General features: G+C 67.2%; 18 protein-coding genes. All 18 read right to left on the bottom strand.

What is annotated here, in order from left to right; translation table 11 throughout:
* Nucleotides 1–38 precede the first annotated feature (38 nt).
* Nucleotides 39–1,964: a type III secretion system outer membrane ring subunit SctC gene (gene sctC / locus ASF16_RS06890; RefSeq protein ID WP_082516786.1), complete on the bottom strand. Its 1,926-nt coding sequence runs from the start codon at nucleotides 1,962–1,964 to the stop codon at nucleotides 39–41.
* Between the two features lie 34 nt (nucleotides 1,965–1,998).
* The gene (locus tag ASF16_RS06885) at nucleotides 1,999–2,415 is read right to left on the bottom strand and encodes a type III secretion system chaperone (protein WP_056164710.1); all 417 of its coding nucleotides are present in this window, start codon (nucleotides 2,413–2,415) and stop codon (nucleotides 1,999–2,001) included.
* 27 nt (nucleotides 2,416–2,442) lie between these two features.
* On the bottom strand, nucleotides 2,443–3,495 hold the full coding sequence (gene sctU / locus ASF16_RS06880; protein ID WP_056164892.1) for a type III secretion system export apparatus subunit SctU: 1,053 nt from the start codon (nucleotides 3,493–3,495) through the stop codon (nucleotides 2,443–2,445).
* A gap of 8 nt (nucleotides 3,496–3,503) precedes the next feature.
* Entirely contained in the window at nucleotides 3,504–4,313 is an 810-nt protein-coding gene (sctT, locus tag ASF16_RS06875; RefSeq protein WP_056164708.1) for a type III secretion system export apparatus subunit SctT, read from the bottom strand.
* Between the two features lie 53 nt (nucleotides 4,314–4,366).
* Entirely contained in the window at nucleotides 4,367–4,636 is a 270-nt protein-coding gene (gene sctS / locus ASF16_RS06870; RefSeq protein ID WP_056164707.1) for a type III secretion system export apparatus subunit SctS, read from the bottom strand.
* 68 nt (nucleotides 4,637–4,704) lie between these two features.
* Entirely contained in the window at nucleotides 4,705–5,352 is a 648-nt protein-coding gene (sctR, locus tag ASF16_RS06865; protein WP_056164704.1) for a type III secretion system export apparatus subunit SctR, read from the bottom strand.
* Nucleotides 5,353–5,359: 7 nt separating this feature from the next.
* Nucleotides 5,360–6,442, bottom strand: coding sequence for a type III secretion system cytoplasmic ring protein SctQ (gene sctQ, locus ASF16_RS26455; protein WP_056164702.1), 1,083 nt, complete (start codon nucleotides 6,440–6,442; stop codon nucleotides 5,360–5,362).
* 79 nt (nucleotides 6,443–6,521) lie between these two features.
* Nucleotides 6,522–7,151, bottom strand: coding sequence for a hypothetical protein (locus ASF16_RS26450; RefSeq protein WP_056164700.1), 630 nt, complete (start codon nucleotides 7,149–7,151; stop codon nucleotides 6,522–6,524).
* Nucleotides 7,152–7,290: 139 nt separating this feature from the next.
* On the bottom strand, nucleotides 7,291–7,797 hold the full coding sequence (locus ASF16_RS06850; protein ID WP_056164698.1) for a YscO family type III secretion system apparatus protein: 507 nt from the start codon (nucleotides 7,795–7,797) through the stop codon (nucleotides 7,291–7,293).
* Complete coding sequence (sctN, locus tag ASF16_RS06845) at nucleotides 7,794–9,134, bottom strand: type III secretion system ATPase SctN (protein WP_156371979.1); 1,341 nt, start codon at nucleotides 9,132–9,134, stop codon at nucleotides 7,794–7,796. The genes ASF16_RS06850 and sctN overlap by 4 nt, the downstream gene beginning before the upstream one ends.
* A 44-nt stretch (nucleotides 9,135–9,178) precedes the next feature.
* Complete coding sequence (locus tag ASF16_RS06840; RefSeq protein WP_082516785.1) at nucleotides 9,179–9,820, bottom strand: HrpE/YscL family type III secretion apparatus protein; 642 nt, start codon at nucleotides 9,818–9,820, stop codon at nucleotides 9,179–9,181.
* Entirely contained in the window at nucleotides 9,790–10,488 is a 699-nt protein-coding gene (locus ASF16_RS06835) for a hypothetical protein (RefSeq protein WP_156371975.1), read from the bottom strand. The genes ASF16_RS06840 and ASF16_RS06835 overlap by 31 nt, the downstream gene beginning before the upstream one ends.
* Before the next feature lie 44 nt (nucleotides 10,489–10,532).
* The gene (gene sctJ, locus ASF16_RS06830; RefSeq protein ID WP_056164692.1) at nucleotides 10,533–11,378 is read right to left on the bottom strand and encodes a type III secretion system inner membrane ring lipoprotein SctJ; all 846 of its coding nucleotides are present in this window, start codon (nucleotides 11,376–11,378) and stop codon (nucleotides 10,533–10,535) included.
* Entirely contained in the window at nucleotides 11,375–11,818 is a 444-nt protein-coding gene (gene sctI, locus ASF16_RS06825; RefSeq protein ID WP_056164690.1) for a type III secretion system inner rod subunit SctI, read from the bottom strand. Before sctI ends, sctJ begins: the two co-directional genes overlap by 4 nt.
* A gap of 14 nt (nucleotides 11,819–11,832) precedes the next feature.
* Nucleotides 11,833–12,225, bottom strand: coding sequence for a hypothetical protein (locus ASF16_RS06820; protein WP_056164688.1), 393 nt, complete (start codon nucleotides 12,223–12,225; stop codon nucleotides 11,833–11,835).
* Between the two features lie 37 nt (nucleotides 12,226–12,262).
* Nucleotides 12,263–12,751 (bottom strand): tetratricopeptide repeat protein, encoded by a 489-nt coding sequence (locus ASF16_RS06815; RefSeq protein WP_056164687.1) that lies wholly within the window; start codon nucleotides 12,749–12,751, stop codon nucleotides 12,263–12,265.
* A 23-nt stretch (nucleotides 12,752–12,774) separates the two neighbouring features.
* Nucleotides 12,775–13,644 carry a type III secretion system translocon subunit SctB gene (gene sctB, locus ASF16_RS06810; protein WP_056164685.1) on the bottom strand — a complete coding sequence of 290 codons (870 nt, stop codon included), beginning with the start codon at nucleotides 13,642–13,644 and terminating at the stop codon, nucleotides 12,775–12,777.
* A 25-nt stretch (nucleotides 13,645–13,669) separates the two neighbouring features.
* Entirely contained in the window at nucleotides 13,670–14,806 is a 1,137-nt protein-coding gene (sctE, locus tag ASF16_RS06805; RefSeq protein ID WP_056164683.1) for a type III secretion system translocon subunit SctE, read from the bottom strand.
* Nucleotides 14,807–14,819 lie beyond the last annotated feature (13 nt).

The following is a 14,819-nucleotide window of genomic DNA, read 5'->3' as shown; positions in this document are numbered from 1 at the left end:
CGACGCCATGCGCAACCGGCCGCTCCCACCGCATCACTTCACTGCTGCGTGGCAGGATTTCCCGTCATGGGTTGCACGAACATCGGCGTGACAGGCGCTACCGGCGCTGCCTGCACGGGCAACGGGAAGTTCTGAGGGGGCATGACCACCGCCGGGTTGCTGCGCAGTGCATCGGCCGCCGACACCAGATTGGACGGCAGCGACACCAGCCGCGGCTTGATCATGAATACGCGCTCGCGCGACTGCACGTTGTTGATGCGGTTGGAAAAGAACAGGCCGACCACCGGCACCGCGCCCAGGCCGGGGACCTTGTTCAGCTCGTTGGTTCGCTGCGTGCTCTTGTAGCCGCCAATCACCAGGGTCTGCCCCTCGCCGACGATGGCCTGCGTACTTACCACGCTGCGCCGAACGGTGGGGATGGTGTCCACCGTCGTCTCCTGGATCTGCCCGTCTTCGATGTCCACATCGAGCTGAATGACCGGGCCTTCGTCGCGCTGGACGAAATGCGGTGTCACCCGCAAGGTGGTGCCTGCCGTGATGGGCGTGATGGTGGCCACGCGCTCGCCGATGCTGCGGATGTAGAAGGTTTCCGACAGATCCAGCAGCGCGCCGATGTTGTCGATGGTGAGGATGGACGGGCGGGACTGTATGGACGCTTCGCCAGCGCCTTCCAGCGCGCGGATGCGGCTCATCAGGAAGTTGCCCGAACTGACGACCAGGCTGGTGGGGTCCACGCTGGCGCCACGCTGCAGGGCGCCCAGCACCAGGTCGTTGCCATCGTCGACCCGGGTCATGTTGCCAAAGCCTCCCACGCTGCCACCGCGGCGGCCGCTCCAGGAGATGCCCAGCTCGTCCAGGCGGCTGGAGTTGATGTCGAGGATCATGGCCTCGATCTCGATCAATGGGGTGGGGATGTCGAGCTGATCGATCAGCGCCTTGTACAGCGGAATGCGTTCCGGCGTGTCCTGCACGATGATGGCGTTGAGCCGCGAGTCCGCCTGGATGGAGGGCGCCAATCGCCGGGTGGACGACACACTCGCGGCGCCTGCCGACCCACCGCGACCGCTGGAGCCGGACGCCGCTGCGCCTGATGCACCCTGGGTGTTCGATGCGCCCGAGCCGGACGCCGTTCCGTTGGGCGACGCTGCAGGCCCGGTCTGCATGCCGGAGCTGGCCGGGTCGAACGAAATCCCGGCCGTATTGGCCGCCACGGGCATGCCCGCCATGCCACCGGATTGGCCAGCCACCGACGACAGCAGGGCGTTGTTGACCCCCGCCGTCCCGCCGCTGCCGCTGATGAGGTTGCGCAGCACCTGCGCAAGGCCCGGCGTCGTGATCTGGCGGTCGCGATAAAGAATGGTGCGGTCGTCCACCGACGCGTGTTTCAGGCGGAACACGGCCACCTGCTGCCCGCCAGCCATCAGTGGCAACGAGGCCATGGTGCGCTCGATCAGGGCCACGTAGGCCGGAGGGCCGGAGACCAGGGCCACACCCTGCTCGGGCAATTCACCCCACCCGAAGCGCGTGTCCAGCACGCCCAGGCTGGTCAGCGCCTGGCGGACCGCGGCGATGCCGCTGCCGCCGCCGGTGATGCTGCGGGTGCTCATCTCGGTGGTGCGACTCACGAACAGCGTGCCGGCGTGGGTGAACCAGGTCAGGCCGTAGACGCTGGCCATGCGGTCCATGAACTCGGTCGGGTTCTGCGCGTTGAAGCGTCCGTTGACCTTGCCTTCGACCAGCGGCGAGAGCTCCAGCGACAGGCTGAAGCTGCTGGCGAAGTCCCGCAGCACGTTGGCGATGGGGGCGTTGTCCGCGTAGTAGCTGTAGGGCGCGTTGGCCCACGGCGGTGTGCCGGCCTGTACAGGGGCGGCGCCCAGCAGCAGGGCGCATGCCAGTGCGATGGCAGAGCCGACGTGGCCCGCGGCCGGCATGCGTGGGAAGAAAGAGCGTGGAGTGGCGTGCATAGGATTCAGAACGTGCGCAGGGACCGGGGATCAATCAGACGGTGGCGATGGCCTTGGACCAGAACGCCAGAGCATTCACCAACCCGCCCACGGCGTCGTCGATGTCCTGGCTGGAGGCCGCGGACGCGGTCTGCTGCAGCCAGATGGCGCGCCCGCGCTCATCGACCACGCAGCCACTGGCGTGGTCCTTCATGGTGCCGCAGGCCAGGCGGGCCACGCCCAGCAGCATGTCGTCGCGGGCCGGGCCGGGCTCGGGCAGGGTGCGTAGCCGCGCGCTGACGGCCACACCGCCCTGGGGCAGCGCACGCAGGCGAATGCGGTAGATGCCGTCCACCGTCATGTCGACGGGGGCACTGCTGCTGGCGGCGCCCGGCGCCGTCAGGCCGTACTGGCTGGCGTAGGCCTGCAGCAGGCGGGCGGAAGCGGGATCGGCGGGGGCGGACGATTTCATGGTGTGTCTTGGAATCAAGAGCCAGGGCTACGACAGGCCGGGATCGGAATTCATCTGCTGCAACAGGCGCAGCAGTTCCGCCACGGGCTCCACCAGCTCGGAAGGGATGTACTGGCCGGCTTCCGCATGTTCGGTGAGGGCGCGGGCCAGCGGAATGTTCTGCATCACCGGCACACCGGCTTCGCGTGCCGCCGCCATCATGCGTTCGGCCAGCGCGCCTTCGCCCTTGGCCAGCACCACCGGCAGCGGCGTTTCTTCGGAGTCGTAGCGCAGCGCCACGGCCAGGTGGGTAGGGTTGGTCACCACCACGGTGGCCTTGCGCGAGCTCTCCACCGCGCCGTGCTGCATCATCTCCTGGTGCAGGTGCTTGCGCTGGTGCTTGATGTGGGGGTCGCCCTCCATCTCCTTGTATTCCTGCTTGATCTCGTCCTTGGACATCATCAGCCCCTTGCGGTACTGGTAACGCTGCCACGCGAAGTCGGCCAGCGCTATGGCGCCATACGCCAGGCCGATGTGGATGAGCATGGTCTTGAGGAGCGCGGCCACCACCTGCCCCAGACCCGGCAGGCCGGCCTGCGGAATGCTGGTCATGATCGGCAGCGCGTCCTTGATCAAGAGCGTCAGCAGGGTGGACAGAAAAGCGATCTTGAGGATCGACTTCAAGAACTCCATCAGGTTCTTCTTGGTGAAGATGTTCTTGAGGTTGTCCAGGACGTTGAGCTTCTTGGCCGAAGGCTTGAGCTTCTCGAACGCGAATAGCACGCCCACTTGCAGCGCGTCGGCAAACACCCCGGCGCCCAACACGATGCCGATGATGGGCAGGGTGAGCCACGCGGCCTCCCGGAGCAGCTCTTCCACCAGCGTGTTGGCGGCCTCGTTGAAGCCCAGCTTGAGCAGCGTGGTGGGCAGCAGGATCATCTGGCCCATCACCTCGACCATGTGCCCGGCACTGGCCAGCAGGTAGCCGAAGATGGCCAGGATCAGAAAGGTCTGTGTGAAGTCCTTGCTGTAAGCGACGTCGCCCTTTTGCCGCGAATCGCGCAGGCGCTTGGAGGTGGGTTGTTCGGTCTTTTCGCTCATGGTGCTCCTCAGCCGCCGGACGGCGCTGCCCACTGCTCGCGCAGGAAAGGCAGGATGTGGCCCATGGATTCGACCTGCTCGGCGCCATACTCGAAGAGCGACGCCCCATAGAGCAGCAGCACCAGCATCGCCAGTGCGCTCTTGATGGGCATGGCCATGAAGAACACCTGCAGCTGAGGCGCAAAGCGGCTCACGAGCGCCAGGCCGATCTCGGCGAGGAACATCGCCACCAGCACCGGCGCCGCCAGCAGCATGGCCATGCGCACCAGGCGGTCGAGCTGATCGAGGAGCAGGGGGATCGATTCAGGCCGCAGCGTGGGCGCCCACTGGGTCACGCTCCACAGGCCGAAGCTGTCGTACAGCACGCCCAGCAGCAGCGTGAAGCCACCCGTGATCAGAAAGAACACGATGAACGCCTGGTTGAACAGGATGCCTAGCGGCGACGAGTCGTTGCCCGTCAGCGGGTTGAGCGTGGACGCGATGCTGGCCCCGCGCTGGTTGTCCACCAGGAACCCGACGGCTTCGAAGATCCAGAACGGGATGGCGGCGATGTAGCCGATGACGAAGCCGATGAACGCTTCCTTCATGATCAACAGCAGCAACTGCGCCGCGTGCAGTTCGGCCACCGCGATCTGCCCGGACAGCGCGGGCACCATGACGATGCCCAGCGACACGGCCACGGAAATGCGCAGCAAGCCCGGCACCAGCTGGGTGTTGAAAAGCGGCAGGACGATGAACATGGCCAGGATGCGCGGTTGTGTCAGGGCCAACGTTCCGATGAACGTCTTGGCTTCCTGGTAAGTAACCGGCAGGTCCATGCGGTTCCGTCCTGTGCGTGTGCGGGCTGAGGGCGCTGCGGTCCGTGCGGGGCTCAGCGGCCCAGCGACGGAATCGAGTCGAAGATCTGCACCGTGAAATTGAACATTTCACCGCCGACCCAGCGGGCCGTCAGCAAAATGGTCACGGACACGGCGATCAGTTTCACGCCGAAGGACAGCGTCTGCTCCTGGATCTGCGTGAGCGCCTGGAACAGCGAGAACAAGGTACCCACGACCGAGCCCACGATGATGGGGGGCAGGGACAGCCACAGCACCAGGTACAGCGCCTGAGTGAAGAACGAAACGACGTCGACGGATTGCATGTCAGTGGTCCAAGGTAGGGTGTGCCGCGCGCGGTGTTGCTGCCGTCAGCGCCAACAGGGGAGTGTGTTCATGCATAGGTCAGGACCAGGCCCTGGATCAGCCGCGACCAGCCGTCCACCATCACGAACAGAAAGAGCTTGAGCGGCAGCGAGATCGTCACGGGCGACACCATCATCATCCCCATCGCCAGCAGGATGTTGGAGACGATCAGGTCGATCACGACGAACGGCAGGTAGAGCAGGAACCCTATCTGGAACGCCGCCGTGAGCTCCGACACCACGAAGGCCGGCATCAGCACGATGAAGTCGCGCTGCGTGATGCCCTCGGACAGCTTGGGGCCCCACATGCGCTGCGCGGTGCGCACAAAAAAGTCGCGCTGCTCGGCGCGGCTGTTCTTGAGCATGAACTCGCGCAGCGGCTCCGCCCCGTCGCGCACCGCGCCCACCAGCGTGGGCACGCTCTTGAGCGTGTCGGGGCGTTCGGTGAGCCGATCGAACATGTGCATGCCCACCGGCGCCATGACATACGCCGACAGGATCAGCGCCATGCCGTACAGCGCCAGGTTGGGGGGCATCTGCTGCACCCCGATGGCATTGCGCAGCAGCGACATCACCACGGCGATCTTGAGGAAGCTCGTGCTCACCACCACCAGCGTGGGCATCAGCGCCATCAGGGCCAGCAGTACCGCCAGCGTGATCGGATCGAAATTGGTCATTGGGGGCTCAGTGGCTGGCGGAGTGCAGGCTGCGCACGGACACGCCGATCTGGCCGTCGATGTCCACCAGGTCGCCTTCGCCCACCAGCGCGCCGTTGGCACGAATGCGCACGGCACCTGCCAGCGGGTGGCCCAGGTCCAGCGTCTGGCCGGGCTGCAGCGCGCGCAGCTGCGCGAGCGTCAGGGTCACATCGCCCAGGTCGAAGGAAAGCCGCACCGGCACCGTGTCGAGTGCCGCGGTGTCGGTGGAAGGGGTGTCGGAGGTGGCGGGCATGGTTTCGGTCCAGGGGTGGATGACGGTAAGGCGGGTCGGCGGTGCCGTATCTGCTGCATCGGGCGCAGAGGTCACGGAAGGCCACTGCACGTGCACGCCCCGGCGTCCGTCGGCGCTCAGCCACAGCGCACGGTCGGCCGTGGCGAAGAAAGCATCCAGCAGCACCACGTCGCCAAGCGCCAGCGTGGCGGCATCGCTGGCGGGCAGGCGGGTGAAGCCGACTTCCGCACGCAGGGTGACGGGCAGGCTGTCGTCCAGCGGGCCCGGCTGCGGCGGGCGCTTGCCGACCAGGCCTGCCACGAGCAGCAGCCCCAGCCCATCGAGGTGCAGCGAGCCGGCAATCGCCTGCACGCCGTCGTCAGCGGCCAGATAGACATCGCAGGCATGGGGCGGCAGGTTCTGCACGTCGCCCGGCTGCGCCGGGCCCCAGGCCAGCAGCTCTGGCGTACCACGGCCCAGGGCCTGCAGGCTCTGGAGCAGCTCGCCCGCGCTGGCTTCCAGCACGGCATCGGCCAGGGTGGACGGGATGGCGGGCAGCGCGGCACCTTCCAGCACGCTGGCCAGGGCCTGTTCGATGGCTGCGGCGGGCAGCCGCAAGGCCATGGCGGCACCGGCCCATTCCAGGCGGAGAACGTAGCCGGGCTCGGGCCAGGGCGCGGCCGAGCCGGCCACCGGATGAAGGCGGGCCTGCCAGGCGGACGCGCCCAGGCGCAGCGGCAGCCCCGCGGCGCGCTGGGCAATGGTGGTGCGGGCCTGGGCCTCGTTGCGCGACAGGCGCAGGGGCTGCAAGGCGGCGGTGGCGTGGGGGGAGGACATGGGTGCTCGGTAAAAAGGCGAGTCGATGGGTGGTTCGGTCAGCGGTGCAAGCGGTGGGATACAGGCAGCAGGTGGGGTGTCACCCGCCGGCGTGCGCCTCCACCAGGCAAAGGTCTTCCGGGTCGTCGGTCTGCACCCGCACGGACACGCCCTGGGCCAGGCGCTCGGCCAGTCCGTCCGCCAGCCACTGCGCATTGCGCACCAGGCGTTCGCGCGACGACTCCTGCATGCAGGTGAACTGCGCCACGACGCGGCCACCGTCTTCGAAGATGTCGACCACCACGCCCGGCAGGCTGTCGTCCGCCAACTGGATCTGCACCGAGCGCCGGCCGGTGCTGCCGTCGCCCACCAGCAGCCGCTGGGCCATCTGCGACAAGGTCTCGCCAATGCCCCGGGGCGCATCAGCGGGGGCCGCGGCGGTTGCGGCAGCCGTGGTCTGGGCCGCCTGCTGCGGCACCTGGCCTGGCAGTGCGGCGGCACCGGGGCCGAAGAGGTCGAAGGGGCGCGGGGCACTGGGCGGCTGCGCCGCGCCAGCGGGTGGCGCCGCACGCTGCTGCTCCAGCAGGCTGCGCAATGCCTTCGCATCGTCGGACAGCGTGTCGGTGTCGCGCGGGTCGCTGCCGGTCTGTGCGCCGGTGCCGGTGCGGGCTTCGAACGCCGTCGAAGCCGGCATGCCCAGGTCCAGGTGGATCGGCCGTTCAGTGTTCATGCCAGCACCTGCGCAGCCATGGGTGGTGCGATAAAAAATGGCCCCTTCCGCTGGATGGACGTGCTTCTTAAGCTATCAAATGTGTAGCATTCGGTGTGTGGGCGGTTTTTGCCGCCGCAGGGTGCGCCTTGCAGGGGGGTCATGCCACAGTCTCCGGGTCGTACGCTTCCCAATCTTCGCGGTCGCGCTTCACGCTGGCAGCCTCTTCCATCTCCAGGTCTTCCTTGCGCTCGGTCTCGCGCATCTGCTCTTCGGTGTAGTTGCGCGCCAGGTCGACGAACTTGGATTTCTGCCGGCTCGCCTCCTGGTGGGCAGCGCGCGCGGTCTCGAGCTTCTCGTTGGCCTGCTCCTGCACCTTGGTGGCCGCCACGACCGCGTCCTGCTGCTGCGCCTCGCGCTGGCGCAGGCCGACCACGGCCAGCTGCACGTCTTCGATCTCGCGCAGCCGCACGATGCGCTCGCACAGGTCGCGGTAAAGCTGCATTTCGTGCGCCAGCCCTTCGCGCACCAGCCGCTCCAGCAGCGCCTGGGCCGCCTCGCGGGCCTCGCGGGCCTCGCGCAGCGCATCGCGCTGCACGCGCACGGCCGTCTCGGCCTTGTTCTCGCGAAAGGCCTTGATGGCGAGCAGGTCGCGAAAGATGCTCACCGGCGTACACCCGAGCCCACCAGGGCAGACAGTTGTTCCAGCGTCTGCTGCATGGTGGCGTGCTCGTCCGTGCGCTGCCGCAGGAAGCTGCGGATGGCTTCGATCTTGTCGATGGCCTCGTCCGTCGTCGGATCGCCGCCGCGCTTGTACTCGCCGATCTTCACCAGCAGCTCGACCTCTTCGTACTTGGCCATCAGCTCGCGCAGCCGGCCGGCCAGCTTCTTGTGCTCGGGCGTGATCACGGCATTCATCACGCGCGATGCGGACGCGAGCACATCCACCGCAGGGTAGTGGTTGGCGGCGCCCAGCTTGCGCGACAGCACGATGTGCCCGTCCAGGATGGACCGGGTTTCGTCGGCGATCGGCTCGGTCATGTCGTCGCCTTCCACCAGCACGGTGTACAGCGCGGTGATCGATCCCTTGTCGTTCATGCCCACGCGCTCCATGAGCTTGGGCAGGGTGGCGAACACGCTGGGCGGGTAGCCGCGCCGTGTGGGCGGCTCGCCCGCTGCCAGGCCGATCTCGCGCTGCGCCCGGGCAAACCGCGTGACCGAGTCCATGAGGAACAGCACCTTCTTGCCCTGGTCGCGGAAGTACTCGGCGATGGCGGTGGCCACGTACGCAGCCTTGGCGCGCTCCATGGACGACTTGTCGCTGGTGGCGCAGACGATCACGCTCTTGCGCCGGCCTTCCTCGCCCAGTTCGTGCTCCAGGAACTCGCGCACTTCGCGGCCCCGCTCGCCGATCAGCGCCACCACGGTCACGTCCACGGCAGCGCCTTTGACCAGCATGCCCATCAGGGTCGACTTGCCCCCGCCCGCCGCCGCGAAGATGCCCATGCGCTGGCCTTCGCCGCAGGTCAGCACCGAGTCGAGCACCCGCACGCCCAGCTCCATCGGTTCGGTGATGATGCGGCGCTTGAGCGGATCGGGTGCATCGGCGAACACCGGGTAGAACTTGGTGGCCTCCAGCGGGCCGCGCTCGGCCTCGTCCAGGGGGCGGCCCAGGCCGTCCAGCACACGGCCCAGCAGGCCGAAGCCCACGGGCACCATGTGCGCGCGGCCGGTGGGGATGACCTCGGTCGCGGCAGAGATGCCGTACATGTCGCCGATAGGCGTAAGCAATGCGGCATCGCGCGCAAAGCCCACCACCTCGGCCTTCATCTCGAAGTCTTCGCCGGGGTTGCGCAGCACGCACACCTCGCCGACCTTCACCGTGGGCACCACGGCCTTGATGATGGTGCCGATCACCTGCGTGACGCGGCCCTTGATCTGCAGCACCGGCGTGTCGTCCAGCGCCAGCTGCATCATCTCGGCGATGTAGTCGAACTGGCGCACCGAGCGCGTGGCGCCCTGCGGGTGGCCCGTGGTGCTGGGGGGGGTCATATGCGGCTGCCCAGCACTTTCTGGAAGGCGCCTTGCAGCGCGGCGATCTGTCCGTCGATGCTCGCCTCCACCAGGCCGATCTCGCTTTCCAGGATGCACGCCTCCTTGCCCAGGCGGCCGTCGGCCACGATGTCCAGGTAGCCCACGCCGGGGTACGCGGCCAGCAGGTCGTTGACCCGTGCGCGCACGGTGTCCACCTGCTGCGGGTGCAGGCGCAGCGTCATCTGCTTTTGGTTGCGCACCACCGACAGTGCGTTCTTCACCACGATGATCACGCGGTCCGCGTCGTCGTAGCCGTCGATGATCTTGCGCACCGCAGACATCACCAGGGCGACCATGTCGGTCTCGACCTTGGAGAAGTAGTCCACCGTGCGGCTCACGTTCTCGATCATTTTCTCGGCCTGCTCCAGCTGGGCCTCGGCCACGCCTTCCTCATAGCCGCGCTGGCGCTCTTCTTCGAAGGCGGCCTGCGCCTGCGCCACGATGGCATCGGCCTGCGCACGTGCCGCGGCAATCAGGCCCTGTGCGTCGGTCCAGGCGGCCACGTCGGCGGCGCGCACCACGCGGCTGCCCGGTGCGATGCGCGCTTGCAGCGTGCGCTGGGGGGTCAGCGGGTCGCGGGGAAGTTGGAAAGCCATGCAGGGTCCAGTCGGGCCAGTAGTTGAAGGCAAAGTTGTCGCGCGCCTTGGGGATCCAGGGCGCTGGCGGTGCGCACCGCGGTGTCTTCCACTGCCGTGGGGGGCAACTTCCAGTCGGCGCGCAGTTTGATGGGCGCGGGGGCGTCCTGCCAGGACTGGGCGATGACGCCTGCACCCAGCAGGTCTGCCGCCTCGCCCAGGTCCGACTGGGTCCACCGGCCGGTTTCTGCCAGGCCGGGGTGGACATCCGCTGCGCCGTGGAGGGCCCAGTCCAGGCCCGATGCGCCCAGGGATTCACGCGCCGCCAGCACCGCGTCGCGGGCGATGGTGCGGCGCAGATAGGCGCCCAGCAGCGCCACCCCTGCATCGCGTGCCACGCGGCCCAGCAAAGCCGGTGTGGCCAGCGCCACGGGCAACGCTGCATGGGACAAGTCCAGCACCGGCTGCGCGTGGTCGCCCAGCTGGGCCAGCAGTTGCGCGGACCAGCGCCGGTGCAGTGCGCGCTGCACGGCAGGGGGCGCGGCCAGGGCCGCAGGGCCCTGCGCCGGCATGCCGGCATGCGCCAAGGCCTGCGCGCGGCCGGCGTGCAGGCTGCGGCTGGGCAGCAGGTTGAACTCCTGCAGCGGTGCCTGCAAAAGACGGTGGGAGAAAGCGGCCTGTGCGGGCATGCGAAAGGGGCGGGCTGAGCGTGAAGGCGGATGGAGTGGTGCGGTCAGGCAGCCCGTGCCAGGCCATCACCGCGTGCGGCAGCCTTGCGGGCCGGCAGCACATAGCGCCACAGCAGAAAGCCCAGCGCCGCCAGGGACAGCACCGCCACGGCCAGCAGGCCCCACAGCACGCCGCCCAGCGTGCCAGCGCTGCTGCTGGGCACCGCCATGCCCCAGACCGTGCTGCCTGCGCCGGCACCTGCCTCTGCGCGGACACCGTTGGTGCGGGGCTGTGCGGACACGAAAATCACCGAGACCCGGTCCGCCGTGAGGCCCGGAATGCTGTTCGTGACCAGCCTGCGGATCTGCGGCTGGATGACATCGAGGTTGTAGCCCTCCTGGTGCTTGATGAACACGGCCGACGTCGACAGCACGCCGGTTTCGCCCGCGGGGCCACGCTCGGGCAGCACCACGTGGACGCGGGCGGCCAGCACGCCGTCGATCTTGGACAGTGTGTTGGACAGCTCCTGCGACAGCGCGTAGATGTAGCGCGCACGCTCTTCCAGCGGCGAGGAGATCAGGCCTTCCTTCTTGAACACCTGGCCCATGCCGGCGAAGCGTTCGCGCGGCAGGCCGTTCTCGCGCAATATCTCGAGCGCACGGCCCACCTGGGCGGCATCCACGCGCACGCCGACCATGCCTTCCTTGCCGGCAATCTTCTCGGCGGGAATGTCGGCTTTCAGCAACGCCGAAAGCACGTCGTTGGCTTCGTCTTCGGGGATCGACCCCATCAGGTCCACGCGCGCCCCGCAGGCAGCCACCAGCGCCAGCAGGGCGCAGGCGAAGGACACGCGCAGCCAGCGTACCAGCGATGAGGAGCCCGTCGAGCCCGTTGAAAAATGCAGCTTCATTGGATACGTACCAACTGATCGAAATTCTGGGTGGAGCGGCTCACGGCCTTGCCGACGAGGTCGTACTGCACGGACACCTGCACCAGCTGCAATTGCAGCTTGAGCAGGTCTTGCATGCCCATGGACTGCGAGTTCGCGTCCAGCGACGCGGACACCGACTTCCAGGCCGACTGGAAGTCGCTGGACACACCCTGCATGCCGGCCAGGATGCGGTCGCCCACGGACGAAGGTCCCTTCACCGCCACCGCACCGCTGGCGGCTGCGGGCTGCGCCGCCATGGACGCGGCCACGCTGTCCATGACGGTGGGGGCTGCTGGCGGTGCCTGCATCAGCGCAGCGAACCGCGCGGTGGCCGACGCATCGGGCACGGCGGTGACGACCGAAGGCGATGACAGGGCCGGCAAAGTGGTGGCAACCAGTGGGCTTGCAACGATGTCCATGGTGGTTCCTAGGGTCAGGATGGGGATGTGGAAAGACCGGGTTGCTGCGCGCTGCCGGGAATGCCGACGGGCTGGCCCAGCAGGCGCTGTGCCAGCCGCACACCTTCGGTGGTGTCTGCCGTGTTGCCATTGTCACCGCGTGCTGCCACGGGGCGCAATACGCGCATGGCTTCTCCGGCCCGGCCGTCGAGCTGCAGTGACAGTCCGAGAAACGCCTGGACCAGGTCGGTTTCTTCGCCCGCCGATGTACGGGCACTCGCCAGCCGCGTCGCCGCATCGCCAGCGCGGCCCGCATTGAGCAACGCCGTGGCCATGCCAATGTGTCCGAAGGCACGCTCGGGACGCACGCACAAAAGCGCGCCGAAGATACGTTCGGCGCGCTTGACGTCTGCGCGGGCGGAGGCCATGAACCCGACCTCGGTCAGCAGGCGAATTTCCGGGGCATCAAGCAGACACAGCCCCTTTGGCGGACGACAGCAGGCCCAGCAGGGCTTCGGCACGGTCGCCGACCTTGCCGGTGATGGCGTTTTCCTTGCAGTACTGCAGCAGCGTGGTCACCGTGTCCTGGGCTTCCTCGAATTCGCGCTTGAGCAGCAGGCACTCGACGATGGCCATGGTGTGGTCCAGGTTGTCCGGGTCGATGGTGGCCAGGAACGAGTACACGTTCAGCGCCTCGTCGTAGCGCTCCATCATGCGGTAGGTCAGCGCCAGGCCCTGCAGGTAGGCCGTGTCGGTCGGCTTGTACAGCGTGAGCAGCGAGAAGTAGCGGTAGGCGGTCTCGTAGCGGTTTTGCCCGACCAGTTGATAGGCCAGTGCGTAGATGGCGTCGGCGTCGGCCGTGGACAGGCGTGTGTTGGACGGCAGGGACTCGAGTGCGGCCTTGAGGTCCAGGATGGACTGGACGGCGGCGGAGGGAGAAGCGGTGTTCGACATGGCGGCTGGGTTCCTCTCGGGGTTCAGATGTTGCGCGCGATGCCGCGGTTGGTTTCGATGGACGCCTGCTGGATGGAGGACAGCTTTTCGCGCACGTCGCGGATCACGTCCATCATCTGCTGCATCATGTCGTTGGCATGCTGCACGCCGGTCTCGGCGACCTTGGCCTGGGTTTCCAGGTTCATCTTGTCGGCTTCGAGCAGATCGGCCTTGTGGGTGAACGAGGCGCCGATGATGCCGCCCAGGCCTGCGGTAATGCCGCCCGAGGCTTGTGCGTAGCTCACCTGCGCCTGGCCGGTGGCCGTCAACTTGGCGGCATCGGCCTTGGCACCGGTCATGACGGCGGCCTTGGGGCTCATCGCATCGGCTTCTGCACCCATCTTGGCGCCTTTGACCGTGTTGGAAATGGAAGCCGCCGACAAGCCGACCTGCATCACGCCACCCGCAATTTGCATGGCTCCCTGCACGACGGCCGCCGTGAGGCGCTCCGCCGCCGCATCCTTCATCTTTTCGGCTGCGTTCTGCAGTGAAGACACTTGCGCCTGCATGTCGGTCGTGCGCTGCGTGCGGGCCGTGTCGCGCATTTGCTGCGCGAGCTTCTGGAACAGCGCCATGAAGGCAAAGATGTCCGCCGTGACCTGGGTGTCGGAAAAGCCGCCCAGATTGTTCAGCGCTGCTTCCTGGGCCTTCGGGTCGCTGGACGATGAAGGCGTCTTGAGTGCATCCGCCGCGCTCTTGGCGCCGCCTGCGGGGCCGCCTTTCGCGCCCAGCAGCGCCTCGATGTCGATTTCGGAATAGCCCTTGGCCCCGGCGGTCTTGCCTGCTGCCTGGGTGGGCCCGGTGTCGCCCAGCGGGGCGAGGGTGGGGGCTCTGTTGATGCCGTCGATGCTCATGAAATTCTCCTTGGCGCCTGGTGCGTCAAATGGTTTGTGCCTTGCCGGACAGGTTCGATGAAATCTGGGCGCGGCTTTCGCCGGCGGAGTTGATCATCTTGCTGACGATGTTCATGCCTTCCATCATCTGGTCGAGCACCTTCTTGATCTCGTCCCGGTCCTCGTCCATCTGCTTTTGCAGCTTGGCGAGGATGGCGTCGATCTTTTTCTTGTCGGCCTGGATGAGGGTTGCGTCGCGCTGGTCGTGGGCCACCGCAATGTCCACACCGCCCTTGGCGGCCGTGGTCGCACCGGCAACGACGCCCGCCACCGCCTGGCCCACGCGGGCCGCCGTGAGGATCATCTTTTGCACATCGCTCACTGCCGATGCGCCGCCGGTGAGGGCGATGGACGCAGCCATGATGGCGATGGTGGCCACCACCGCGAACGTGGCCGACACAATGGCGGCCTGTTCGTCGTTGGCGCCGAATGCCTTGGCCAGTTCACCCATGCCCTTGCCGATGATCGAGCCCGGGTCCATCCACTGGGTGACGTGATCGAACCCCTTGCCCCCGTTGGCCTTGTCGACCTCGCTGGCAATGTCGACCGCAGACGAGGCCAGGGCAAGCACCGCCAAAGCCAGCAATGGGGCTGCCGCACCGCCGGTTGCCACTGTGGCGACAGCGGCTGCCACCACCGCGAATGCAGCGGCGATGGCGCCGGCGATCTTCTTGAACCAGTTCAGCACGCCGCCGGCCTTTTCCTTGGCCGCAGCATCTTCACACTTCTTGATCCATTCGTTGATCTTGTTCGTGGCGCGCTGGTTCTGGTCCTCCATCTTTTTCTTGTTGGTATTGATGCCTTCCTTGGCCGTAGACAGCTGGGCTTCCTGGGTCTTGCCCTGCAGGACCAGCAGCGTGGCCGCCATGTCTTCGGCCGAGAAGTTGACCGTGACGCCGTCCAGCTGGGGCGCGCCGTTGCCGTTGACGATGGAGTTGCCGCCCGTACTGCCCTGTGGATTCAAGGTCTTGATCGTGCCGGCAAGGTCCACGAGTTCCTTGATCGACTGGGTGGGGTCGAGCCGTGCCTGCTGCATGCGGCTGGCCACATCGGCACTCAAGTTGTCGGACTGAAAGGGGGTGAAAGCAGCGGGGCCGCCTGCCACGCGGGTGATGTCGTTCATGGGATATCCCTGT

This window comes from Acidovorax sp. Leaf78 (assembly GCF_001422735.1).
In the GTDB taxonomy this organism is placed as follows: Bacteria; Pseudomonadota; Gammaproteobacteria; order Burkholderiales; family Burkholderiaceae_C; genus Acidovorax.
The sequence above is the reverse complement of the archived record's forward strand: the minus strand, read 5'-3'. Positions and strand labels throughout refer to the sequence as shown.